Raw genomic sequence first — 25,874 nt, 5'->3', positions numbered from 1 at the left:
CGTCGCCGCGATGGACCCTGAATACTCCGTTAATCGCCGGTTCAGGTAACCTTTTGTAGCATCGCATCATCCCGTTTTCGCAGATGCACAAGAGGTTCGACGTGACGCTATTCAAGGTCTATGCAAGAGCTCTGCGCTATCTCAGCGCCTACAAGCTGCGCGTATCCCTGGTCGTGGTCGCAAACATCGTTCTGGCGACAATTACCATCGCGGAGCCGATCCTGTTCGGTCGCATTATCGATGCGATTTCGGGCAAGGGTGAGGTCAAGCCCATCCTTTTCATGTGGGCGACTTTCGCCGTTTTCAACACGGTTGCCTTCGTCCTGGTCGCCCGCGAGGCCGACAGGCTGGCCCATGGCCGGCGCGCGACCCTGTTGACGGAAGCCTTCGGCCGGATCATCTCCATGCCGCTTGGCTGGCACCATCAGCGCGGCACCTCAAACGCGCTGCATACATTGCTGCGCGCCTGCGAGACGCTGTTCGGCCTCTGGCTGGAATTCATGCGCAATCACCTGTCGACGGTTATCGCGCTTGCCCTTCTGATACCGACGGCAATGGCGATGGACCTGCGCCTTTCCGCCGTGCTCATGGTGCTCGCCGTCGCCTACTGGCTGATCGGCCGCGTCGTCATGAGCCGCACCAAAGATGGCCAGGCTTCGGTCGAAAACCATTATCACACCGTCTTTTCGCATGTCAGCGACTCGATCAGCAACGTTTCCGTCCTGCACAGCTACAACCGCATCGAGGCTGAAACCAAGGCGCTGAAATCCTTTGCCGACCGCCTGCTCGAAGCCCAGTATCCGGTGCTCGACTGGTGGGCGATCGCCAGCGCGTTGAACCGCATGGCGTCGACCATTGCAATGATGGTAGTCCTGATCATCGGCACCATCCTCGTCCAGGCCGGCCAGCTCCGCGTCGGCGACGTCATCGCCTTCATCGGCTTTGCCAACCTGCTGATTGGCCGCCTCGACCTGATGCGCCAGTTCGCCACGCAGATTTTCGAAGCCCGTTCCAAGCTCGAGGAATTCTATGCGCTCGAAGACTCGGTGCGTGAACGCGAAGAACCGGCCGGCAATGGCGAGATCAAGGACGTCAAGGGTGCGATCGAATTCCGCGACGTCTCCTTCGGCTTCGGCAACAGCTCGCAGGGCCTGCACAATGTCTCCTTCTCGGTGAAGGCAGGCCAGACGGTCGCGATCGTCGGCCCGACAGGTGCCGGCAAGACGACGCTCGTCAACCTGCTGCAGCGCGTTTACGACGCCCAGGGCGGCCAGATCCTTGTCGACGGCACCGACATCACCAAGGTGACCCGCAAGTCGCTGCGTCGTCACATCGCCACCGTCTTCCAGGATGCGGGCCTGCTGAACCGTTCGATCAGCGACAATATCCGCCTCGGCCGTGAAGGCGCCAGCGAAGAGGATATGCGCCGTGCGGCCGAAGCCGCTGCTGCTGCCGACTTCATCGAGACCCGTGAGGATCGCTACGACACGCATGTCGGCGAACGCGGCAACAAGCTCTCCGGCGGCGAGCGTCAGCGCATCGCCATCGCCCGCGCTATCCTCAAGGATGCGCCGATCCTGGTGCTCGACGAGGCGACCTCGGCGCTCGACGTCGAGACCGAAAACCGCGTCAAGGCCGCGATCGACAATCTGCGCCAGAACCGCACCACCTTCATCATCGCCCACCGCCTGTCGACGGTCCGCGAAGCCGATATGGTGCTCTTCCTCGACGACGGTCGCGTGGTCGAACAGGGTAGCTTCGACGAACTCAGCCACAGCAACGGACGCTTCGCCGCCCTGCTGCGCGCTAGCGGCATCCTGACGGACGAAGAGGTCCGCAAGGCTCACGCCACCGAAGCCGCCTGATCGCTTCGGGTTTCAAGACAAAGGCCGGAAGGGTAGCTCCCTTCCGGCCTTTTTGTTGGGCTGGGTTAAGGGGCGCGGCACCGAATACTGCCAATCCAGCCATGGGCGACGTTGACGAATTCCAGCGGCGCAAGCGGTCGCAGGGAAAAAAGAAGACGCGACCCCGGCCACGCTAACATTCGCTGTTATATTGACCTGAAGTGAACTTCAACGAGCCAGGCTGCTCGATGCGTCTGGCAGACCCACTGACACAGAGCCAACTCGAACTTTTGACGGCCGACGCCGTCGCCACGGTTTTCGACCCGTCCTATAAAGCTGTCGTATCATTTGACTTCGAAGGCTGGGTCTAGTCAACAAGGTGACCTTGGAGACGGAGGCTTCCGAAGCCGCTCGAATAGCAACAAGGATGCGGTACTAGGTCCTGGCGGAAAGAGTGCGATCACTTCGGTTCCGTACGCCCGGCAAGTGATCTGCAGATAGGGAGATCCCTGCCGCGAGGATCATTAGTGCCATTCCAATAAATCGCTGAGGGTCGGCAGGTTCGTCGGCGATGATGATGCCGGCGGCGACTGCGATGGCGGGCGAAACGAAAGCGAAGCTTCCCGCCTTGGCAGGACCAATGTCACGGAGCAGCTGTATGTAGATGCTATATCCCAGCAGCGAACCAAAAATGACGAGAAAGAGCCAGCCGGCAATGGCTTGCCACTCCCAGAACGTTCCGAGCATCTCGGCCGACCGCGGCTCGATAGCGAGCGAAACCATCAGCAAAACGCCGCCGCCAATGGTTGTCGTGGCTCCCGAGAGGCGAGTACTGCCGTATTTCGATATTAAAGCTTTGGCCAGAACGGATCCCCATGCCGAGGAAATCGCAGCCCAGGCGATGGCGATCAATCCGATCATTGCCCTGCCCCCGGCAAGATCCCCTAGATCGATGGAGGGCGCAAAGAGAATGCCGAGCCCCGCCGCGCCCAACACCATGGGGAAAGCGCGAAAACCACTCCAGCGTTCTTCACCCAATGCGATGCCGAATCCGAGGAGGGCCAACGGCGTCAGCGACATCTCCAAAACAGCCGCGGTTCCCGAGGGAACAAATTGCATGCCCCAGAACAAAGGCCCGTAACATAGGGCGATCATCAGCAGGCTGACGACGACGAGACGCAGTGCGTCAGCCCTTTCCAGTTTTTCCTGTCGCTTTCCCGCCATGGCCCATCCCAGCAACACGACACCTGCCGTTATGAATCGGGTGGCCGCAAACAACATTGGCGGGACCGTCTGTACGCCAAACTTGACGGCAATCCAGGTTAATCCCCATACGAGGCACAAAACAGCAAACTTGACGAGGTTACGTGTGTTCGACATCAGCTCGGCCTTGAACTGTAACGGTTAAAATCCATCTAAGTCGTTACAATCCCGTTCCTCGGTAGTTGTTCCGCAGCTCATGGCAACCTCGACATCTGAAATGCGCTTAAGTGGCGGCCATCCGGCGCTCGACTTCGTCAATACCGTCGACAGCAGGCGCGGCCGTTGGGGACCCGACCTATTGCGGTCGTTCGACGATCTCGTCGCACTGGCCGAGCGGCTCGACCTCCTCGGTCCAAACGTGGCGTCGCGTTTGCGCAACCAGGCGGCCAGCGAGCCGGAAGAAGCCCAGGAAGCGCTGACGCACGCAAAGAGGTTGCGTGAATCCGTATACCGGCTGTTTGTGTTGGAGGATGTCGGAGGTCCCTACCCACGCGAAGACCTTAGCCTTGTGGAGGACTTCGCGCAGCGCGGTCTGGCGCACCAGGTGTTGGCGGCCGCAGGCATCGGATTCAACTGGGTTTTGCCTGTTGACGATCTTCACCAGCTTGGGCAGCTATTTGCAATCAAGGCGACCGACTTGTTGATTGAGAGAGGCCGGCGGCGAGAGGTGCGCGAATGCAAAGGCGACAACTGCGGATGGCTGTTTTTAGATCGTTCCAGGAGCGGGGGAAGAATGTGGTGTTCGGAAGCGAGCTGCGGCAGCCACAGCCGTGTAAAACGCTTTCGATCCCGGGCAAAGCCAAGATAACGGCAGAAGCTGACGACAGAGGGACACCCGAAGTCGCATTGACGGCGAAGTTGAAGGCAGCTCCGACCCGGCCTGGACGCGATCATTCGTCCACCGAAATCACGAAGTACTGCAGCCGACGGCTCCATTGGACCAATTCCGTTCGCCGTGCCAGCGCCTCAGCCGACCAGCCAACCGCGCATCTGGTCGAAGGAAATCGGTCATGATTTGGCGCTCGACAAAAGGCTGCACGGCTTGTGTGCTGGCGATCGCTTTTACTGCCATGCCGGCGACATTCGTGAACGCAGCCATTCGTATGGAACAGCTTGATAAAAACGTCGTTCTTGCAGACCGGTAAAGTTGCTGATGAGAGAATGGCAGGTTCATGTGAGCGTCGTCGAGACTAGAGATGAAAAAGCCTCCGCACTTCCTGCCGCAGCCGAACAGACGCAAGGTTTCAAGCTGCCGCCGGGTTTAGTAGCAACCAGACTGGCCACCTTGCTACGACATTCGGACCGATCGCTGTGCTATATGGCACTGAGCGACGGCGCGGCTGCCAAAATTGCCGGGGCTGTCAGTGCCCTTTTTCCCGAGATCGAGGTAATTGTTTTGCCACCTTGGGATTGCCTTCCTTATGATCGCGTGCCGGCTTCGCGGCACTGCATGGGCTTGCGCATGGACGCATTACGGATCTGGAGCACGCCTAGCGCTCCGCGACTGTTGCTGACCTCGCTTGACGCAGCGCTTCAACGTATTCCGCCAGCGAAAGTTATTGCGGACAGCCAGCTCAAACTCGTAGTGGGAAAGCCGTTCGATCGCGATGCATTCTTCGACTTCATCCACAGGACGGGCTATGTGGAAGAAGGCGTTGCGGACGATCCCGGCGAGTTGGCGGTTCGCGAAGGCGTGATTGACATCTACCCTGCTGGCGCACCTGGTCCGATGCGGATTGTCCTTTCGGATGACGACCGGGTCGAGGAGTTGAGAGGTTTTGACCGCCTGTCCCAACGAACGGAGAGTTACCTCGAAAGTGTGGTTTTCGGTCCAGCATCCGAAGCCATTCTGACTGAAGGCGTCGGTGAAGACCTTGCTTCGAGGTCGGATACCATGGAGCGCTTTTTGTTACGGCTTTATCAAGACATGCCGACCGTGTTCGATATTCTGGGCGATGCCACCGTGGTTCTCGCTCCGGGTGCGCCCGCCCGGGTCGATCGCTATCTTGAGATCATCCAAGACGCTCGCCAGTCCCGCAAGGATTTCGGCGAGACGGACACGCCCTCCGCTCGTTCACTCTACCTCAACCGCGCCGAATGGGCGCGGCACACCGCCAGCGTATCGACACGCGTACTGGATCTCCAAGAAGGTGGTGACCTGCCAACAGATAGCTCCGACGCCGACCCGCGCAATGCATTGGTCAACTTCGTGCAGGAACGCCTGCGACATGGGCTGACGGTTGTGATTTCTGGGAAAGGCAGGCGCTCCGAGGCGCTTTGTAGGCGTGTGGCAAAGGCAACCGGGATGGCGCCTCTGTCCATCGATACGTGGGAAGCTGTGCGGGAGGCCGAGCCCGGCATCCTTCTCAAATTAGCCTGCGACCTGGAGCAGGGGTTCATCGACCCCGCACAGAATGTAGCCGTGGTCGCCGCAGCCGACGGAACGAGCACGGTTGCCAACTCCAGTCCACTTCTGGCCGAGCCAGAACTTCGGATAGGCGATGTTGTCGTTCACGAAGACCATGGCGTTGCGGTTCTGAAAGATCTGGAAAACATAGCCGTCGAGGACGTGTCTCGCGACGCCGCTCGCCTGGAATATCGCGATGGGGCTTCAGTGCTGGTGCCGATGGAGGAATTCGCAAAGCTGTGGCGCTATGGCTCCGAACCCGAGGCCATCGCGCTCGATCGCCTCCACACCGACGCTTGGCAGAAAAAGCGCGAAAAGATTGCAGCAGACATCCGGTCCACCGCGCGTCATCTCTCGACCATCGCCAAGCAAAGGCAGGCGTTGCAGGCAGAGAAATTCGTTCCGCCGCGTGCCGAATATTCCGCCTTCACGCGGCGTTTTCCCTTTACCGAAACTCCTGATCAGGCCGAAGCCATCAAGGCCGTGCTCTCCGATCTTGCGTCTGGGCACGTGATGAACCGCCTTGTCTGCGGCGATGTCGGCTTCGGCAAGACCGAAATTGCATTGCGCGCCGCAGCAGCAGTAGCGCTGGCCGGCGGCCAGGTGGTCATCATCGCTCCGACCACTGTGCTGGCCCGTCAGCACTTCGCCACTTTCGAACGTCGCTTTGCGGGGACCGGCATTTCGGTCGGCATGTTGTCTCGCCTGCTCAAGCCAAGCGAGGCGAAACAGGTGAAGGCGGCGCTGGCCGAGGGCGAAATTGGCGTCATCGTCGCGACCCAGGCAATCCTTGCGAAGGACGTCCGCTTTGCGCATCTTGGACTGCTGATCGTGGACGAGGAGCACCGCTTCGGACTAAAGGAAAAGCGGGCAATGAACACCCTTGCACCGTCTCTTCACACGCTCGCCATGTCGGCGACACCGATCCCACGGACCTTGCAGTCGGCTATGGTGGGCGTTCAGGAGGTCAGCCTCTTGACCACGCCGCCCTCCAGACGCCGGCCCGTCCGCACCTCGCTTGCGGCATTCGACTACGCGTCCATGCGGACTGGCCTGATGCGCGAATACCGCCGCGGAGGACAGAGTTTCGTCGTGGTGCCGCGCATCGAGGACATAGAAGACGTCGAGACGATACTGCGAAAGATCGTTCCGGAACTTTCCGTCAAGATCGCGCATGGCAGGATGCCGGCGGCGGCCATCGATGAAGCGATTGTCGGCTTTGCGGAAGGCGACGGTGACGTCCTGCTCGCCACCAACATCATCGAAAACGGCCTCGATGTGCCACGCGCCAACACCATGTTTATATGGCGCGCTGAACGGTTCGGGCTGGCGCAGCTCCATCAGTTACGCGGACGTGTTGGGCGCGGAAGAGCACAGGGCATGGCCACTCTTCTGACGGAAGACGGCGCGGAGCTGGCCGAGGAAACGCGTTTGCGACTTTCGACCCTCGTCGAGAACGACCGCCTGGGCGCCGGCCTTGCAATCAGCCTGCGAGATCTCGACCTGCGCGGCGGCGGCGACATCGCTGGCGAGGACCAGGCCGGGCACATGAAGGTTATCGGCATTGGACTATATCAGAAGCTGCTTGCAAGGGCCGTTGCTGAATTACGCAAACAGCCTTCGGCCACCCGGGTACGCGCAATTTTGCACATCGAAGCGGCCGGCACGATACCGGCGAACTATGTGTCGGATCCGGCCGTGAGGCTCAACCTCTACGCCAAACTATTGCGAGCAGCCGAATCGAGCGAGATCGACGACTTGGAAGCGGAGTTCGAAGACCGCTTCGGCGAACCGTCGCAGGACGTGTTGCTTCTGTTGCGCACGACCAAGCTGCAGCTTGCAGCAGTTCGCCTGGGCATCGCCAAACTCGAGGCCGGGCCTAAGGCACTTGCGCTGACAATGACCGCAAACACATCCGCAAAGGTGATGTCAGCGTTTACGAAGAAGGCTGGGGCGGTCCGGCGGGGGGACCGGCTGATATTCGAGACCTCGATCCAAACTGCCCAAGAGCAGCTGGATTTCTTCGAGCGGCTCGTCTCGGCGGCGCGCCAGCCGTGAATCCACCTACGCGAAGAGCGTGCAGCAACGGCTATCCCGTGAGGAGGATCCATGGCGACAATGGGAGAGGATTGGGACTAAAGCACGTCGTGATCTTTCAGATTCGCTCCTTGCGCTTTAAGTCTTTGTTTTTACGCATGTCGTTATCGCAAAACCGCTGCACACTTTTGCGCGACATGCTTTATAGGCTCAGAGTGTCGGCCCTGGGAGCGGCCTGTGCCTTGGCCGCGTGGTCCACGGGCTGTTATTGATCGATGTCGCGCGCAGCACGCAGTGATTGCCATCCTTTAAAGCGCTGATACGTTCCCCTTTCTCAACACCGAAGGAGCCACAATGCAAATCGACCTGACAGGAAAGACGGCCATGATCACCGGATCCACGGAAGGCATCGGCTACGCGATTGCCAGCCAGTTGGCGAGAGCTGGCGCGGACGTCGCCGTAAACGGTCGCTCAGAAGACAAGACCGCGAAGGCAGCCGAACGCTTGAAAGGAGAAGGAGCGAGGGGCAGTGTCATAGCCGCTACAGCCGACCTTGCTACCGCGGAAGGTTGCAACGCGCTGATCGGCAAGGTGCCCCATGCAGACATCCTTATCAACAACGCCGGCATCTTCCAACCCATCGATTTCTTTGATGCTGACGACGAAGTCTGGGACCGCCACTGGCAAGTAAACGTCATGTCTGCCATCAGGCTGTCAAGGGCGTACCTTCCGGGGATGGCGAAGCTGAACTGGGGCCGTGTTATTTTCATCGCATCGGAATCCGGCTTCAACATTCCCGTCGAGATGATCCACTACGGAGTCAGCAAGACGGCTGATATCGCGGTCGCCCGCGGTCTTGCGAAACGGATGGCGGGCACGGGGGTCACCGTAAACTCCGTCCTGCCCGGCCCCACGCTCTCCGAAGGCGTCGAAGCGATGCTGGCAGAAGAGCGCGCGAAGACCGGAAAGCCCATCGAGGAACTTGCTGCGGCCTTCGTCAAGCAGCATCGCAGCAGCTCGATAATTCAGCGCGCGGCGAGCGTCGAGGAAATTGCGAACCTTGTGACCTATCTGGCGTCACCACAAGCGTCTGCTACCACTGGCGCATCCGTTCGCGTCGATGGCGGCGTCATCGACACGCTTTGACCTGAGAGCCATTTTGACAACGTCTACACAGGTGAATTTGCTCGCCTGCGATTGAGGCGCTACCCGACAGGCTTACTGCCCCAGCCAATTGTATTCGGCAATGGACGCCTTGCCGGATTTTTTGTCGTATAGGCAAATCAAATTGACCATCTTCTTCGACCTGCCGCTCTTCTCACGAAGAAGGATCGCAATCTTGCCTGTGGCGTCGTCGAAAATCGCAGGGGCGCTCGCTTCCGGAGAAACCATCCGCGATTGACCAATGCAGGTGCCGTTGGCCTTTGCGAAGAGCGCGTTCCAAGCGGCGTCGCTAGAAGCATTGGCGAGCTGCGTCAGGGATAGAAAGCCCGCTACGGCGGCAAAGGTGAATTTCATCAATTGTCCTCGTGTCCATTTCGAATCGCGCCGATGGCGGCCGCCCGTCATTTGCCGTAAACGAAGGCGGTATCAGGGCAGGTCGGGACAAGAGCGGCAGTCCGATTTTCAATTAGTGATAGTCTGCAAGCCACAGCAACGGCCCTCACTGCCAAGACAAGGCCCAAGACTATTCATTGCATCACATCGAATGTAGCAACAATCGCGTCCGCATTCCCGAGCCCGATTCCAAGGAAATGCGCCTCCTGCACGTCGGGAGGATGATCTCGATGTCGTGTTGCAAGGCGGTGTCGGCTGCGGGTTTTTCGATGGAGCATGGCGGCCGACGAGCCCAGGGGCGTCAGGCGCTTTATGTGCGTGATCCGCTGGGCAAGCTGGTGAACATTCTCGTCCATAAAAATTGAGCCGGCGGCAATCGGCCACCGGCTCCTTCATCTCACAGGCACGTCCGAGACTTATTTCCGGTCGGTCCGACGATAGGCGTTGGCGGTTCCGCTAATACGGATGGGTACCGGTATGGTGGCGGGCTCCGTGACCAGTTTCGCCTTGACCTTGTCCAACTGGCGCTTGCGTTCCAGATAATAGGCATAGGCGAATTGAATTGCGACACCAACGATCACGAAGAGCGGACCGACCAGCGGATCCTTATTGGTAATATAGAGCACGACCTGGCCAATCATGGCGAGGATCGTGCCGGCGACGAAAATGTTCAGCGAATGGCGGCCGAGGATCGCCAGCGGATGGTCCGCAGGACGGCGCAGAATGCGCGAGAGCGCCGGAATGCTGATGACCAGATAGGTCAGTGCCAGCACGTGCAGCAGACGCGGCAGCGACAGAAATGTCTTGTCGAAACCGGTGATGACACTCGGCAGGCCAAGGGCCGCCAGCGAATTGCCGAAGGCCCAGAGCTGACCGGTCACCCAGACAAAGGAGAGCGCGACATAACCGGCAGCGGCCGCAAGCAGCAGCGGATGCCGGGGGATGGTGCCGCCGCGCTTGATATGCAGCATCGAAACGATGCCGATCGAAAACAGGAACTGCCAGGAAAGCGGATTGAGGAACCAGTAGCTCTCGATCAGCATGTTGTGCGGCGCCATCTGGTAGATGCCCGCAAGCAGCCAGACCGTGCCGGAAACGCCGAGCGCCAGCCACGGGCTGCGGGCATTCAAAAGCAGGATGATCGGCACCATCAGCATCAACGCGCCGTACATCGGCAGGATATTGTTATAACCGATCTGGTGGCCGAGCAGCAGCAGCGCCGGAATGCCTTCCTTTAGGTTCATCAGTACCGCCAGGATGTTGATTTCAACAAGCAAACCCGGCCGGTGAAACAGCCAAGCGCCTGAGATAAACAGCGCCAGCGTCATGAAGGTGGTGATCATGTGGGCGAGATAGAGCGTGAAGGCGCGCTTCACTGCCTTGATCGCCATTTTCAGCCGGTTGCCGGGCCGGAACCCCGACCCATAGGCAAGGCCGACGGCAATGCCTGAGATCAGCACGAAGGCCTCGGCAGCATCGGAAAAACCGAAATTCTTCGTCGTCAGATATTCGAAGATCTGTCCGGGGACGTGGTTGATGAAGATCATGATCAGCGCCACGCCGCGCAAGACGTCGAGCCTTGTATCACGCATTGGCGCAGCCGCGGATAGGGAACTGCGCCCAGTGACGATGGCTTGGGTCGGCGTGCTAGCCATGGGTGTCTCCTTGTCATCCGATTTGCAAACGCGACGGCGGCCAAAAGGGTTCCCTTTTGGCCGCCGCGAATCGCCGTATTTTTCAGCGTGGAGAACGCTGTTATCCGAGCGGATATCCCTCTTCGGGATCAGTGACTTCGCAGCCGTTGATAGACAGAGTGTAGCCGCTGTCATTGGACGCTTTTGAGACCGAAATGCGGTATTTGCCGCCGCCCTGCTCCACCTCTGCCGCAAAACCGTCCCATTCCGAAGGGAGTGACGGCCGCACGTAGAGCCGGCCGCCCTTCAGCCGGATGCCGAGGATGCCTTCGACGGCGGCGCGGTAGAGCCACCCGGCGGAGCCGGTATACCAGGTCCAGCCGCCGCGCGACGTATAGGGCTCATGGCCGTAGACGTCGGCAGCCACGACATAGGGTTCGACGCGGTATTGTTCCGCCGAAGCCTTGTCGAGCGCATGGGTGATCGGGTTGAGGAGCTGGAAGCAGCGGAAGGCATCATCGCCCCGCTTCAGCTCCGCCAACGCCATCACCACCCAGGTTGCGGCGTGGGTATATTGTCCGCCGTTTTCGCGCACCCCCGGCGGATAGGCTTTGATATAGCCGGGATCCCTCGCGGAATTGACGAAAGGTGGCGTGAACAGCCGGATGATTCGGGCATCCTCGTCGACCAGCTGGTCGAGCACGGCGTCCATCGCTGTGACGGCGCGGGCCGGATCACCCTCGCCCGACAGCACGCTCCAGGACTGCGCAATCGAATCGATCCGGCATTCCGGGCTTTCCCTGGAGCCGAGCAGCGCACCGTCGTCGAACGTGCCGCGGCGATAGTAGCCGCCATCCCAGGCCGCAGTTTCGAGCGCCTTCTTCAGCTCAATCAGATGTGCCGACCAGCGCTCCGTGCGGGCCGTGTCGCCGCGCTCTTCGGCATAGGGGACAAAGGAGCGCAATGCGCCCGCCAGGAACCAGCCGAGCCAGACGCTGGTGCCGCGTCCGCCGATGCCGACGCGGTTCATCCCGTCGTTCCAGTCGCCGCCAAGGAACAGCGGCAGGCCGTTTGCACCCTTGCGGGCGATGGCGAGATCGAGCGCCAGCGCTGCATGCTCGTAGACACTCGCCTTGTCCTCGGAAATCTCCGGCCTGTAGAAGGAGTCGTGCTGGCCTTCGAGCAGAGCCGGCCCTTCCAGGAAGGCGATCTGCTCGTCGAGCACGCTCTTATCGCCGGTGACGCCGCAATAATGATGGATGGCGTAAGCGAGCCAGACGACGTCGTCCGAGATCAACGTGCGCACGCCCGCACCCGTTCCGGGCAGCCACCAATGCTGCACGTCGCCTTCGCGGAATTGGCGCGAAGCGGCATTGAGGATCTGCCCGCGGGCAAGCGAGGGTTCGTGCAGCACGAAGGCCAGCGTGTCCTGCAGCTGATCGCGGAAGCCGAAGGCGCCGCTTGCCTGGTAGAAGGCGGTGCGGGCCATGATGCGGCAGCCGAGGCTCTGATAGGGCAACCAGGTGTTGACGAGGTTATTCATTCCACGATCTGGCGTCGATATCTGCAGCCTGCCGGTAAAATCCCGCCAGAAGGTTCGGTTCGCCTCGACGGCATCGTCGAACGAGACCTTGCGGATCTCGGCGATGACGCTGCGCGCTTCTTCCTCCGTCGGCGTATCGCCGAGGAAGAAGGTGAAGTCGCGCTCCTCATCGGCGCCGAGCTCGACGTCGATCGCAAACGCTGCGGCCGGATCACCGTCAAGGTCGGCCGTGCTGGAAAGGGCAGCGGCGGAGGTAACGGCCTGCGGCGCCTGGATCGTTCCCGCCTTGCCGACAAATTCGCGCCGGCTTGCCGAGAAGCTCGAAAGCGCCTCGCTGGCCGCGAAGAAGGCCGTGCGGTTGGAATAATCGATGCTGTAGGGATTGGTGGCAAACAGCGCGCCCGTCTCCTCGTCATATTGAGACAGGATGAACGGTGCCGTGCGTGCCGCATTGCTGCCGAGGATCCATTCGACATAACCATAGAGACGCAGCTTGCGGCTGGTCGAACCGGTGTTGCGCAGGCGCAGGCGCTGCAGTTTCACCGGCCTTTCGCGGTCGATCGTCTGCGTCAGCTCGAGCGCGATATCGTTCTGAACGCTGGAAAAGACCGAATAGCCGAGCCCGTGGCGGGTTTCGAAACGGATGTCCGGCCGGCGGGAAAGCGCTGCGAACGGCGTCATGACGGCACCGCTGTCGAGATCGGTCAAATAGAACGCCTCGCCGGAACGGTTGACCACCGCATCGTTCGACCAGGAGGTCAGCTGATAATCGCGCGAATTGGCGCTCCAGGTGAAGCCGGAGCCCTCAGCCGACACGTGGAAGCCGAACCTGTCATTGGAGATGACATTGATCCACGGCTGCGGCGTCGCGTGACCGCCGGGCAGCCGAACGACGTATTCGCGTCCATCGCGGGCAAAACCGCCGATGCCATTCCAGAAGTCGAGATCGCCTTCCTCCTCGATGACGACGGCGGGCACAACGGGCGGCGGCACCGGCGCGATACGCTTGACCGGGGCCTTGTTGCGCTCGGCCCGTTCCATCTCCTGCAGCTCCTCCTTGGAGGGTGCAAACAGCGCCACGGCGCGGTTGATCTGGTCGACCACCTTGCCGTTCTTCGTATGCAGCGTGACGCGGGAAGCCGCAATCAGCGCGTGATAGGTGTTCTCCTCCATCAGATCCTTGCGAACCGCGAAGATATGCTGGCGCAATCCGTCGGCCTGGCCCATGCGGCGCACGTTTTCGCACATGGCGTCGAGCGCGTGCTGCATATCCTGCGCATAGGAAGAGGCGCGTTCGTTCATGATGACGAGATCGGCGGTGACGCCGCGCGAGCGCAGATATTCCTGCGCCAGCAGCGCCTCGCGGGCGATCTCGAGATCCATGTCGTCGTTGATGCGCAGCGTGAAGATCGGGAAATCGCCGGAGATCGCCAACGGCCAAAGCGCCGATTGCGACTGCAGGCCGGCCTCGACGGTCGCCTCGTCCTTGCGCAGCTGCATGTCGGGATAGACGAGGTAGCGTCCGAGATGCTGGAAGGCCGCTGCCTGCTGCGAGGTAACGCCGACATGGCGCATCTGCACCTGCGTGCGCGTCCAGGCCTGGACCAGCTCGTGGTTGAAGGCGTCGGGATGACGATAGCGATTGACCGCCTTGTCGACTTCGTCGCGGTTTGGCGCAGCGATCGTCCAGAAGATCACACTGACTTTCTTGCCGGCCGGCACGCGGACGGTGCGGCGCAGCGACATTACCGCATCGAGCATGAAACCGTCGCTGCCGGAAAGCGTAGCGCCGGGATCGAAGGCGGCCGCATCGGCAAGGCTGCGGCCACGGCCGATGAATTTGCGCCGGTCGGTCTCGAATTCCGTGTGGCGGGTATCGCCGGCATTGTCGACGATCAGATGGGCGATGCTGATGTTCGGTTCGTTCGGATCGCGCTTGTTGCGTTCGGCGCGGATGACGTCGCCGCGCTTGCCGATTTCGGTCTTGACGAACATCCGGGCAAATGCCGGATGCGCATTGTCGGTATCGTCGGAAGTGATCACCGGTTCGAGATAGGAGGTCACTTCGATAAAACGGTCTTCCGTGCCCATATTGAGCAGGGTGACGCGGCGGGCCTCGGCATCATGCTCGGTCGCAATGATGCACTCCACCTCGCTTGTGAGGTCGCCGACCGTCTTGGTGAACTGCGCCTTCTCGTCGGCGAATTCGACCTTGATCTTTTCGCCTTCGACGCCCTTCGGCTCCGAAGTCGTCGACCACCATTCATTCGTGGCGGTATCGCGCAGGAAGATGAAGCTGCCCCAGCGGTCTTCGGTCGGATCGGCTTTCCAGCGGGAAACGGAGAGGCCGTTCCAGCGGGAATAACCAGCGCCGGTCGCCGTCAGCATCAGCGAATAATGGCCGTTCGACAGGAACACCAGTTCGCGGTCACGCGAAGCCGGATCGCTGATCTTCCTGATCTCCGGCCGCAGCAGATCGTCCTGGATGCTGGCCGGCGTGTCGGATTCATGCTTGCCGCTCATCACCGGAATGTCGCGCGGCGCCTTTTCCTGCAGCAGAAGCTCGGCTGCCTCGATGACCGGATCGGCGTGGAAGAGTTCGCGCAGATGGCCATTGAAGGCGACGTTGGCAACGGCGGCGATCGACATGCCGTGATGGTGGGCATAATAATTGTAGACCACAGCGCATTTTTTGCCTTCCGGCACGCGCGTCGGCGTGAAGTCGACGGCATCGTGGAAGCCGAACTTGCCGAGCGCACCGACCTTGCGCAGCCTCTGCAGATTTTCGAGCGCGGCCGGCGGGTCGTACTGGCTGGCGAGCAGCGATGCATAAGGCGCAATGACGGCATTGTGGCCGAGGCCGCGCTTCAGGCCGAGCGTCGGCACGCCGAAATTCGTGTACTGATAATTGAGATTATGGTCGCGGGCATTGAAGGCCGCTTCCGAAATGCCCCACGGAATACCGAGCTTGCGGGCGTAGTTCATCTGTTCGACGACGACCAGATTGTTGGTCTGGTTGAGAATCCCCCCGCCGCGCTCCTGCATGACGAGCGGCGGCATCAGATATTCGAACATCGAGCCGGACCAGGAGACCAGCGCGCCGCGCGATCCCACAGGAACGACCTGGCGGCCGAGGCGATACCAGTGCTCCGTCGGCAGATCGCCCTTGGCGATGCCGAACAGGCTGGTCAGGCGACATTCCGAGGCGAGAAGATCGTAGCAGGCCTGGTCGAGTTCACCGCTTTCGACGCGGTAGCCGATCGACAGCAGGCGCCGCTCGGGCCGGAACAGGAAGCCGAAATCCATCGAGAACGCCAGATCGCGGGCTTTGTCGCGCAGCGCCACCAGGCGCGGCCTCAGCGCATCGACTTTGGAAAGGTCGAAGGTGCTGTCGGAAATATGCGCCTCGCAGACCTTCACAAGGGAAGCCGCCCATTGGGTGACCTCTTCGCTCTGCTTCGACTTGACCTCATGGTCGAGATTGGCGGCGAGCTTTTCGATGTCGCGGGCGAGAACAGCGAGGTTGATGATGCGAATCGAGGCGAATTCATGCTCGCGCTTGACGGCGGCAAGCGCGTTCTGGAAGCCGACGATGCGTTCCTCCAGGCGCCGGCGCAGCGGCCGCACGGTCTTACGGTCATCGGGCAGGTCGGCCAGCACTTCACCGAGAATGCCGGCTGTGTCGCCGACGCCGTCGAGATTGCCCTGCATATGGGCGGACGGCGCCTCGGCCCAGTTGCGGCAGGCCGACGAAATGGCGATCAGATGGCCGGCGAGATTGCCGCTGTCGACCGCCGAGACATAACGCGGCCCAAGCCTCTGCAGCGTATCGGTGTGGTACCAGTTGAACAGATGGCCGCGGAATTTCTCCATTCTGTCGATCGTCGAAATCGTCTGTTCCAGCCGCTCGAGCGTCTCCTCGAAGGAGAACCAGCCGAATTGCCGGCCGGAAACGACCGAGAGCAGATAGACGCCGATATTGGTCGGCGAGGTGCGCGCCGCGACAATGACATGCGGCGTTTCCTGGATATTGTCCGGCGGCAGATAATTCTGCTCGGCCGTGGTGAAGGTCTCGAAATAACGCCAGGTGCGCCGGGCGATCTTGCGTAGTTCGCTCGACACAGAATCGGCGACCTCGAGCCGGTCCTCGGTCTCTGCCGACTGGCTGACATACCAGGCGACGACAGGCGACAGGATCCACAACAGTGCGAAGGGAATGCCGACGACGAAGGCGCTGCCGCCGGGCAGGGCTGCAAACGCAAGCGCCAGCAGCGCCAGCGCCGGTGCGTGCCACATCCCTTTGTAATAGGAAATCAGCGTCCCCTGGCCGCCGGCCTGAACGCTGGCGGCGGTCCGCCACTGCAGCATCAGCTTGCGGCTGACGAAGAGGCGGTAGAGCGAGCGGCCGATCGCATCAGCCATCATCGCGGCCGAATCGGCGATGAAGACGATCCGCAGTGCAACCTGCGCATTGGCGGCGGTGATATCGGACCACACCGTGTAGAGGTGAGCGCGGGCGATGATATCGCTGGTGCGCGGAATGATGCCGTTGATGAGCGACAGCGTCGGCGCGACGAAGAGGCAGAAGATCAGCAGAATCTGCCAGATCAGTGCGCCGAGCGGGTTCATGCAATACCAGCCGAGCACGGAGGCGAAGAACCAGGCGATCGGCGTCAGCGAGCGGCGCAGATTGTCGAACATCTTCCAGCGGCCGAGTGCCGTGACGCCGTATTTCGGATTGAACATATAGGGCAGCAGCTGCCAGTCGCCACGTGCCCAGCGATGCTGACGCGAGGTCTCGACCTCGTAACGGATCGGGAAATCCTCAACCAGTTCGAGATCGGTGACGAGCGCGCAACGCGCCATCGAGCCTTCTAGAAGATCGTGGCTGAGCACGGAGTTCTCGTCGATCCGGCCCTTCAGCGACGCTTCGAAGGCATCGACATGATAAAGACCCTTGCCGGTGAAGGTGCCTTCGCCGGCCAGATCCTGATAGACGTCAGAAACGGTGAAGACGTAAGGGTCGAGGCCGCGGTTGATCGAAAAGACGCGCTGGAAGACCGACGCGTCCTTGCCCGTCGTCAGCGATGGGGTGACACGCGGCTGCAGCACGCCGTAGCCGCTTTCGACACGACCGGTTTTCGGATTGATGACCGGGCGATTGATCGGATGATAGAGCTTGCCGACGAGCTTGGTGACGGCATCGCGCATCAGGCGCGTGTCGGCATCGAGCGTCATCACATATTGCACCTTGGCCGGCACGGTGTTGGCGCCGGGCAGATAGGTCGTGTCGCGGTCGCCGCGCAGCAGCATGTTCAGCTCGTGCAGCTTGCCACGCTTGCGCTCCCAGCCCATCCAGACGCCTTCGGAGGGATTGTAGAGACGGCGGCGATGCAACAGATAGAAACGCGTCTTGCCGTCATAGGCATAACGGGCGGAAAGATTGGCGATCTCGCGCCGGGCATAGTCGAGAACCTCGAGATCGGCGGGCGTTTCCTCGGCCTCGCTGTCCGGCCAATCGCTGAGCAGCGCGAAATAGAGCTCACCGCGCGGATTGGCAAGATAATGAACCTCGAGATTGCGCACATGGTCGTCGACGCTGTCACGGTTCGAGATCAGGCAGGGCACGACGAGCAGGGTGCGCGCGTCCTCCGGAATGCCTTCCTTGAACTCGTATCCGACGAGGCGCGCCGGCGTCACGAAGAAGGACAGCACTGTGTTGAAGAGACCCGTTGCCCCCTCCGACGCCGGCACTGAGAACATGATCAGCAGCAGGGCGATTTCGATCGCCCCCATGCCGGCATTCGCCATGAACCGGCCGACGATCGCCATGGCGATGATCGTCAGCAGCATGACGGGCACGGCAATTGCCAGCCAGTTGAACCGACGCACGGCACGCACGAAATGCTGGATGACCGTCGGGCGATAATTCGAACGCGCCTCCAGCTTCGGCCGCTGCGCGCCGGACAGGAAACCGCCGACATTCGGCTCATGCGGCTGCGGCTCGTCGGAGGCCTTGGCAGCAGCCGTCATGTCGAGCGCCAGCTGGGCGATTTCCATTTCCGTCAGCGGCGAGCGTTTGGCCAGCTTTTCGATCTGTTTGCGATATTTGTTGCGCGAGCCGGAATCGAGAATGCCGTAATCGGAATGCTCCCAGAGCAGCTTGTCGACATGACTGACCTGCTCGACCCAGACCGACCATTCGGCATCGTCGATCTCGCGAAGGCTGCGAATGATGTTGCCCATCGTCACGTTGCCGGAAGAAAGGCGGCTGTGTTCGGCCGTCGTCGTCTCTTCGCTGTTGCGGCCGAGTTCTTCCAGCCGCTCGTCGAGCCAGGTGATGGCGAGACTCGACGTCTGCGAGCCGTCACGAAGGCGATAGAGGAACTGTGTCGAGAAAGTATTGTCCTCGGCAAGCGGTTCCAGCGTCTTCAGGTAGGCGGCCGCCCCGGCCGGATCGCTCAGCCGCACCAATTCGTCAGCCGCCTCGTTGGCGCGGCGGCGCATGCGGCGGCTGGCTTCGACGCGGCTGGAAATGCGGCGAAGATTTTCCACCAGCACGTAGCGCACCAGCGAAGGCAATGCCCAGAGTTCGCCGATCCTCAGCGTCTCGTTGGCCTGAAAACCGTCGACCAGGGCCGTCAGGCTTTCCTGCGAGATCGTGCTGTGGGTATGGGCGACGTAGAGCCAGGCAAGCACGAGGGTGCGCGGCACCTCGACACCGCCGACGACCATGGTCGGCAATTCGCGATAGAAGCGGCGGGGGAAGTCACGCCGCACCTCCTGGATCGCTTCTTCGACGATATAATGATTGTCCAGCAGCCATTCCGCCGCCGGCGTGATCGTCTCGCCGGCTTCGACGTCGGTCGCCGTGGTCCGGTAGACGCGCAGAATTTCCTTCTCGTTTTCCTTGTGGCGCGCGAAGAAATCGAACGGGGCGAAAGCCGGCAGCTGGTCGACGCCGCTACGGGCGACCGCATCGCCCATCGCCTTGATGTCCTCGATGGCAAGATAGGTCGAGCGGATCGAATCGTTATGATCGATCTGCTTCATCTCGGGTTCGCGCGGAAGGCTCGGAGAAAGATTAGAAATAGACATGGTTCGGTTCTGGATCCAAACGAAGTTATGGCTGTTTTGCTCAGCCTTTTGCACTGCTTATCATGACTGCTACATGAACGGAGCCCCATTCTTCAAAGATCGATGAAGCCGGGGTGAACGACACTTGGGCCAAGCGATGCTAACGGGCTGAGCGCTGGCAAAGGACGCGGCCCGACGGGTGGTCGGACCATCGGTACCTCTCCGCGAAAGCCATGTCGAAAATTTGGACACTATCGAGATAATTCAAGTCAAAAAGCACGAGCCACTCTCAGCAAGCTGATCTGGGCGGCAGGCACCAAAATGCCGGCACCAAGTGCCGGCAGCCAGGAGCTCCCCGATTCCGGTCGCACGAACAAGTCGATGCGGCCGTTTTTGATGAATGAAAGAAGGACGGAAGAATGATGATGGGATCGGCTTCGATCAACCAGAGCAAGATGCCCTCTTATGGCAACTTGCCTTTGACATTCGAGCGTCGGGAGAGCGTTGAATGAGACGTTCCGGAATTCAATAAAGGCGAAAACCGCCCGCAGCGCCGGCATCTCCGGCGCCCGTCATTTGCCGATTACCCGACGACCCCGCAAACCATGGCGACGACAAACAGGAATGCCGCGGTGAAGATCGCTCCATGAAGCAGCGTCTGAAGCCTGTGGCGCGTGGTGGGCGCCTTCTTGGCCGGGATGGAACCATACTGGTTCACGTGAGCATGCGAAATACCCAGATCTGCCATATGTCGCCTCCGTTGTTGTTTTCATGCGGCCGGTTGTGCGGCTCGCGTTGATATTCGTATTTTCTCTATCAACTAGGTAGAGATAAATTTCCGTCCAGAGCGAACGGAGAGGAAAATTCAACCAAAGCTTTTAGCAGCCCGTCTTTTTAGCAGAGTACGCGCCATGCCCAGATCAACGAGCGCTCGACGGCGTTCTCGCTCTGCGGCGGATTGGAAGAAGTCTCGATCAGACGGCGGTCCTTTTCCGCGGGAAGGGATACCGAAATCTGTTCCCGGCGATCGACTTTGACGGGAGGATCCAGATAACCCATGGTCATCCCACCGAGAAAGAACATGTCTCAACCTCCATCGATCACGAAAGCTAACAATCGTTAACAGGATCATGACAGAAGCGAGGCAGCTGTCAATAGTCTAGTTGAATGGTCGTCTTTTAGGAAAGTCTTATCCTTAACGTTGCGCCCGACCCTGTCTTTTCAACAGCTTGAAAAGATTGCCTTTCAGGCTTTGACGAACCCCTTGCTCGCGATCATCAAATTCTTCGTGTAGTCCTCCCGAACCGCGCCGCTTGCCAGTTCTTCCGAACTCAAACGTTCGACGACAGCGCCGTTGCGCATCACGGCCAACCTTTCGCACATATGGGTGATGACGCCGAGATCGTGGCTCACCATGACGAACGTCAACTTGCGGTCGCGCCGGATCTGCTCCAAGAGATTCAGCACCTCGGCCTGCACCGAGGCGTCGAGCGCCGAGGTCGGCTCGTCGAGCAACAGGATTGACGGTTCGACGATCAATGCCCGGGCAATCGCCACGCGCTGCCGCTGGCCGCCGGAGAGCTGGTGCGGGTAGCGGAAACGGAAGCCGTTGCCGAGGCCGACCTCGTCGAGCGCGCGGGCGATGCGCGTCTCGCCGTCGTCGATGCCGTGAATCGCCAGCGGCTCGAGCAGGAGCCGGTCGATCGTCTGACGCGGATGCAGCGAACCATACGGGTCCTGGAAGACCATTTGCACGCGCCGATAGAAGGTTTTACTGCGTTTCGAACCCTTCAATGCTTCGCCGTCGATGTTGATCGCGCCGCCGCTGATCGGCGCCAGCCCGGCTACGGCCCTCAGCAAAGTCGATTTTCCCGAGCCGGACTCGCCGACGAGACCAAAGGATTCCCCGCGCTCGACGGTAACGCTGACATCCTTCAGCGCGTGGAATTGATCGTAGACGACACTGAGATTATCGGCCTCAAGAACGCTCATGCGGCCCACTCCGGCCTGCGATCGAGCACCGGCAGCGGATGACGGTTCTGGCCGATCTCGGGCATGCAATTCAGCAATCCTCTCGTATAGGGATGCTGCGCATGTTTGAGATCGGCGGCCGCGAGCTCCTCGACGACCTTTCCGGCATACATGACAATGACCCGGTCGCAGAAGGACGAGACCAGCCTCAGATCGTGGGAAACGAAGATCAGCCCCATGCCGCGCTCCGACACCAGCCTGTCCATGATTCTCAGCACGTCGAGCTGCACCGTCACGTCGAGCGCCGAAGTCGGCTCGTCGGCAATCAGCAATTCAGGCCCGGCAATCAGCATCATGGCAATCATCGCCCGCTGCCCCATGCCGCCTGAAACCTCGTGCGGATGCAGGTCGAAGACACGTTTCGGATCGCGGATCTGCACCGCTTCCAGCATGGCGAGCACGCGCTCGCGCGCCTCCGCCTTGCCGACCCTCTCATGGGTCCGCAGCGTTTCGCAGATCTGCCGCCCGATCGTCATGACCGGATCGAGCGAATATTTCGGATCCTGCAGGATCATGGCGATGCGCTTGCCGCGCAGCCTGCGCCTTTCGCCGGCAGAGGCCTTGATCAGGTCGATGCCGTTGAAATCCAGCCTGTCGGCCGCAACGATAGCGTGTTTCGGCGTCAGCCCCATGATCGCCCGGCCGGTCTGCGATTTTCCGGAACCGGATTCGCCGACAATGCCGAGCCTTTCCTTGCCGAGCGTGAAGGAGACGCCGCGCACGGCCTCGATCACCCCGGTGCGTGTGGGGTAGCTGACCTTGAGCTTATCAACCGTCAGAAGTGTCGTCATTGGCCGCTCTCCTTCGGATCGAGCGCGTCGCGCAGGCCGTCACCAAGCAGATTGAAGCCGAGGCTGACGATGAGGATGGCGATGCCGGGCATCGCCGCGACCCACCATTGATCGAGGATGAAGCGCCGTCCCGAGGCGATCATCGCCCCCCATTCCGGCAGCGGCGGCTGCGCGCCGACGCCGAGAAAACCGAGACCGGCGGCGGTCAGGATGATGCCCGCCATGTCGAGCGTCACCCGCACGATCAGCGAGGAAATGCAGAGCGGCATGACATGGCGCAGGATGATGCGGAACGGCGAGGCGCCCATCAGCTTCACCGCCGAAATATAATCGGACCGCCGGACCGTCAGCGTCTCGGCGCGGGCGATGCGGGCATAAGGCGGCCAGGATGTGATGGCGATGGCGATGATCGCGTTCTGGATGCCGGGACCGAGTGCCGCGACAAAGGCAAGCGCCAGCACCAGCTTCGGAAAGGCAAGGAAAATATCGGTGATGCGCATCAGCGTCGCATCCACCCAGCCGCCGGCATAACCGGAGACCGTGCCGACGATCAGACCAATCGGCGCCGAGATGATCGCGACGAGCACGATGACGAACAGCGTCAATCGCGATCCGTAGATCAGCCGCGAATAGATATCGCGTCCCTGGTCATCGGTGCCGAGCAGGAATTCCCCCGTTCCCGGCGGCAGCAGACGGGCGTTGCGCAGATCGCCGATAACGGGATTGTGCGTGGCGAGCAAATCGGCAAAAGCGGCGATGAAAAGCAGCGCGATGATGATCAGCAGGCCGACGACGGCGAGCCTGTTGGCCGTGAACTGCCGCCAGGTAACGTAGGCGCGGCCGAGGCGCGCCTGCATGCGCGATTGCGGCCGGTCGGAAAGCAGCCATTCGCGGCGGCTCATCGGCTGGGATGGGCTGGCAGGGGCCGTCATCGGTTTCGCGTCCTCGGGTCGAGCGTCCGGTAGAGAAGATCGGACAGAAGGTTGATGCCGATGAAAACAGTGCCGATGACGATCGTCCCGCCGAGCACCGCATTCATGTCAGCGTTCTGCAGCGAATTGGTGATGTAGAGCCCGATGCCCGGCCAGGAAAAGACGGTCTCGGTCAGCACCGATCCTTCGAGCAGGCCGGCATAGGAAAGCGCGATGACGGTGACCAGCGGCACAGCGGCATTGCGCAGCGCATGGCCCCAGATCACCCGCGTTTCCGAAAGCCCCTTGGCGCGCGCGGCAACGATGTATTCCTGGGAGAGCTCGTTCAGCATGAAGCTGCGCGTCATGCGGCTGATATAGGCGAGCGAGAAATAGCCGAGCAGCGATGCAGGCAGGATGATGTGGCGGAAGACATCGTAAAACACATCCCATTGCCCCTGCCAGGCACTGTCCAGCAGATACAGGCCGGTGATCGGCGTGAAGGTGTATTCGAAGACGATGTCGATGCGGCCGGGAAAAGCCACCCAGCGCAGCCGCGCATAGAAGATGACGAGCGAGATCAGCGCCAGCCAGAAGATCGGCACCGAATAGCCGATCAAGCCGACGACGCGCACGACCTGGTCGGCGATGCTGCCGCGACGCACGGCGGCGAGAACGCCGAGCGGCACGCCGACGAAAGCGCCGATGAGCGTTCCGAGTGTCGCGAGCTCGATGGTTGCCGGCAGGACACGGCGGATATCGACCATGACCGGATTGGTCGTCAGCACCGAATTGCCGAAATCGCCGGCCAGTATGCCTTTGATATAGATGAAGAACTGCTGATAGAGCGGCAGGTTGAAGCCCATCTCCTCGCGCACGCGCTCAACGACATGGGTGGGGGCGCGATCGCCGAGAATGGCGAGCACGGGATCGATCGGCACAACGCGGCCGATGAAGAAGGTGACGGCCAGAAGGCCGAAATAGGTGGTGACGGCGGCAAACAGGAACCGCCCCAGCGCCTTTGCGAAGGCACCGGCACGGCCCTTTCGGGGCCGCGCCGCCTGTGTCGTTTCGACGGTGCTCAAGCGACTGATCCTGCCGGACTATTCCTTGGCGATCGGACCGACGAAATTGGTGTCGAAGCTTGGGCCCAGTTTGAAGTCCTTCACGCTTTTGCGGTAACCGGCCACCTCGGTCTGCTGGAAGATGAAGACGAAGGGGCTGTTTTCAAGATATTTCTTCTGGATATCCTGGTAGATGGCGGCGCGCTTGGCGGCGTCGCGTTCCAGAAGTGCTGCCTTTGCTTGCTTGTCGAGTTCCGGCGCTTCCCAGGTGTTGCGCCATGCGAGCGTCTTCACCGTGCCGGCATCGGAATTGTCGGGATTGCCGGTAAAGGTATCGGCATTGGAATTCGGGTCGAAATAGTCCGAACCCCACTGGCCGATATACATGTCATGGGTGCGGGCGCGGTATTTGGTCAGCGTCTGCTTGCCGTCACCCGGGATGATTTCCATCTTCACGCCGGCCTGCGCCAGCGTCTGCTGCATGGATTCGGCAATACCGGTCACCGGCTGGCTGTTGCGTACGTCCATGGTGATCGAGAAACCGTCGGGTAAGCCGGCCTTGGCGAGCAGTTCCTTGGCCTTGGCGACATCGAGCTTGTAGGGATTTTCGTCGAGCGCGCCGAGCTGGCCCTTCGGCAGGAAGGTCTGGTGGATTTCGCCGATACCCTTGATCAAGGTTGCGCCGATCGCATCATAGTCGACCAAGTACTTGAAGGCTTCCTGCACCTCGGGCTTCTTCAGATTCTCGTTCTTGTTGTTCAGGCTGACATAATAGATCGTGCCCTTCGGCGCACTCGTCGTTGCGAGATCGGCATTCTTCGAAACGGCGTCGATGTCGCCAGGCTCGAGGTTGCGGGCGATATCGATGTCGCCGGCTTCCAGCGCCAGCCGCTGGGCAGCGCTTTCCTTCATATAGCGGTAGATGACGCGGTTGAGCTTGGCCTTGTCGCCGTAATAATTGTCGTTGCGCTCCAAAACGACCACTTCATTGGCGCGCCATTCCCGCAGCTTGTAGGCGCCGGAGCCGGCATAGCCGGTCTTCAGCCACTCATTGCCGAAATCATTGTCGTATTTGTGCTCGGCATCTGGTGTTACCGCCTTCACATGCTCCATCACCAGCTTCTTGTCGACGACGGAAGCGACCGTTGCCGTCAGGCAGTTGAGCACGAAGCTCGGCGCATAGGCCTTGTCGACAGTGAAGACGAAGGTGCCGGCATCGGCCGCCTTGGCCTTTTCCGTGACATTGTCGCCGGTCAGGCCGAATTGCGTTAGGATGAAGGCCGGGCTTTTGTCGAGCTTGACGGCGCGCTCGAACGACCAGGCGACGTCTTCGGCGGTGATCGGGTTGCCGGAGGCAAATTTCATCCCCGATTTCAGCTTGAACGTATAGGTCAGACCGTCATCGGAAACATTCCAGCTGTCGGCCAGATCGCCCTTCACCTTCGACGTGTCGTCCATATCGAGACGGACGAGCAGGCTGTAGCTGTTGGTGGTAACTTCGGCGGTCGACAGCTCGAACGCCTCGCCCGGATCCATCGTGATGATGTCATCGATGGCAAAACCCTCGACCAGCGTATCCTTGGGCGTCTCGGCGAAAGCGGAGGGCGCCGCCATCATCAGCAGCGAAAGTGCCGCTCCCGCGGAGAGCAGTCGAAAATTGCGGCCGAGTTTGGTGATCATCATGATTTGTTCCCCTTGTTTTTTGATTGGATAGG

General features: G+C 60.7%; 16 protein-coding genes and 1 pseudogene. 6 read left to right on the top strand and 11 right to left on the bottom strand.

Annotated features, from left to right (window positions below):
- The first annotated feature begins 101 nt into the window (after positions 1 to 101).
- Positions 102 to 1,865, top strand: a complete 1,764-nt coding sequence (locus tag GR197_RS05550) for a glucan ABC transporter ATP-binding protein/ permease (RefSeq protein ID WP_164007397.1) — start codon at positions 102 to 104, stop codon at positions 1,863 to 1,865.
- A 414-nt stretch (positions 1,866 to 2,279) separates the two neighbouring features.
- On the opposite strand, the gene GR197_RS05545 is transcribed toward GR197_RS05550, so the two are convergent.
- Entirely contained in the window at positions 2,280 to 3,224 is a 945-nt protein-coding gene (locus tag GR197_RS05545) for a DMT family transporter (RefSeq protein ID WP_164007395.1), read from the bottom strand.
- Between the two features lie 79 nt (positions 3,225 to 3,303).
- Here GR197_RS05545 and GR197_RS05540 point away from each other — a divergent pair, with 79 nt between their 5' ends.
- From GR197_RS05540 to GR197_RS05530, 4 genes are all read left to right on the top strand, one after another.
- Positions 3,304 to 3,915, top strand: a complete 612-nt coding sequence (locus GR197_RS05540; RefSeq protein WP_164007392.1) for a CGNR zinc finger domain-containing protein — start codon at positions 3,304 to 3,306, stop codon at positions 3,913 to 3,915.
- Positions 3,916 to 4,117: 202 nt separating this feature from the next.
- Positions 4,118 to 4,252 (top strand): hypothetical protein, encoded by a 135-nt coding sequence (locus GR197_RS32610; RefSeq protein ID WP_281409510.1) that lies wholly within the window; start codon positions 4,118 to 4,120, stop codon positions 4,250 to 4,252.
- Positions 4,253 to 4,281: 29 nt separating this feature from the next.
- The gene (locus GR197_RS05535) at positions 4,282 to 7,572 is read left to right on the top strand and encodes a DEAD/DEAH box helicase (RefSeq protein ID WP_348643244.1); all 3,291 of its coding nucleotides are present in this window, start codon (positions 4,282 to 4,284) and stop codon (positions 7,570 to 7,572) included.
- Between the two features lie 333 nt (positions 7,573 to 7,905).
- Positions 7,906 to 8,697: an SDR family NAD(P)-dependent oxidoreductase gene (locus GR197_RS05530; protein ID WP_164007391.1), complete on the top strand. Its 792-nt coding sequence runs from the start codon at positions 7,906 to 7,908 to the stop codon at positions 8,695 to 8,697.
- Positions 8,698 to 8,769: 72 nt separating this feature from the next.
- On the opposite strand, the gene GR197_RS05525 is transcribed toward GR197_RS05530, so the two are convergent.
- The gene (locus tag GR197_RS05525; RefSeq protein WP_164007389.1) at positions 8,770 to 9,069 is read right to left on the bottom strand and encodes a hypothetical protein; all 300 of its coding nucleotides are present in this window, start codon (positions 9,067 to 9,069) and stop codon (positions 8,770 to 8,772) included.
- A 284-nt stretch (positions 9,070 to 9,353) separates the two neighbouring features.
- On the opposite strand from GR197_RS05525, the pseudogene GR197_RS32850 reads away from it, so the two are divergent.
- Positions 9,354 to 9,473: pseudogene (locus GR197_RS32850) on the top strand (glyoxalase); the annotation flags it as partial.
- A gap of 51 nt (positions 9,474 to 9,524) precedes the next feature.
- Here the strand turns inward: GR197_RS32850 and GR197_RS05515 are convergent.
- From GR197_RS05515 to GR197_RS05480, 9 genes are all read right to left on the bottom strand, one after another.
- Positions 9,525 to 10,763: an OpgC family protein gene (locus tag GR197_RS05515; protein ID WP_164007385.1), complete on the bottom strand. Its 1,239-nt coding sequence runs from the start codon at positions 10,761 to 10,763 to the stop codon at positions 9,525 to 9,527.
- 100 nt (positions 10,764 to 10,863) lie between these two features.
- A complete protein-coding gene (locus tag GR197_RS05510) occupies positions 10,864 to 19,383 on the bottom strand; it encodes a GH36-type glycosyl hydrolase domain-containing protein (protein WP_164007383.1) in 8,520 nt (2,839 codons plus the stop codon).
- A 562-nt stretch (positions 19,384 to 19,945) separates the two neighbouring features.
- Complete coding sequence (locus tag GR197_RS31900; RefSeq protein WP_204330077.1) at positions 19,946 to 20,110, bottom strand: hypothetical protein; 165 nt, start codon at positions 20,108 to 20,110, stop codon at positions 19,946 to 19,948.
- A gap of 146 nt (positions 20,111 to 20,256) precedes the next feature.
- A complete protein-coding gene (locus GR197_RS05505) occupies positions 20,257 to 20,445 on the bottom strand; it encodes a hypothetical protein (protein WP_164007381.1) in 189 nt (62 codons plus the stop codon).
- Between the two features lie 162 nt (positions 20,446 to 20,607).
- The gene (locus GR197_RS05500; protein WP_164007380.1) at positions 20,608 to 21,354 is read right to left on the bottom strand and encodes an ABC transporter ATP-binding protein; all 747 of its coding nucleotides are present in this window, start codon (positions 21,352 to 21,354) and stop codon (positions 20,608 to 20,610) included.
- Positions 21,351 to 22,184 (bottom strand): ABC transporter ATP-binding protein, encoded by an 834-nt coding sequence (locus GR197_RS05495; protein WP_164007378.1) that lies wholly within the window; start codon positions 22,182 to 22,184, stop codon positions 21,351 to 21,353. Before GR197_RS05495 ends, GR197_RS05500 begins: the two co-directional genes overlap by 4 nt.
- Positions 22,181 to 23,116, bottom strand: coding sequence for an ABC transporter permease (locus tag GR197_RS05490; RefSeq protein ID WP_164007376.1), 936 nt, complete (start codon positions 23,114 to 23,116; stop codon positions 22,181 to 22,183). Before GR197_RS05490 ends, GR197_RS05495 begins: the two co-directional genes overlap by 4 nt.
- Entirely contained in the window at positions 23,113 to 24,180 is a 1,068-nt protein-coding gene (locus GR197_RS05485) for an ABC transporter permease (RefSeq protein WP_164007373.1), read from the bottom strand. Before GR197_RS05485 ends, GR197_RS05490 begins: the two co-directional genes overlap by 4 nt.
- An 18-nt stretch (positions 24,181 to 24,198) precedes the next feature.
- Entirely contained in the window at positions 24,199 to 25,842 is a 1,644-nt protein-coding gene (locus GR197_RS05480; protein ID WP_164007371.1) for an ABC transporter substrate-binding protein, read from the bottom strand.
- Positions 25,843 to 25,874 lie beyond the last annotated feature (32 nt).

Source organism: Rhizobium phaseoli (assembly GCF_010668805.1).
Taxonomy (GTDB): domain Bacteria; phylum Pseudomonadota; class Alphaproteobacteria; order Rhizobiales; family Rhizobiaceae; genus Rhizobium; species Rhizobium phaseoli_A.
This window is presented reverse-complemented; position numbering and strand designations above follow the sequence as displayed.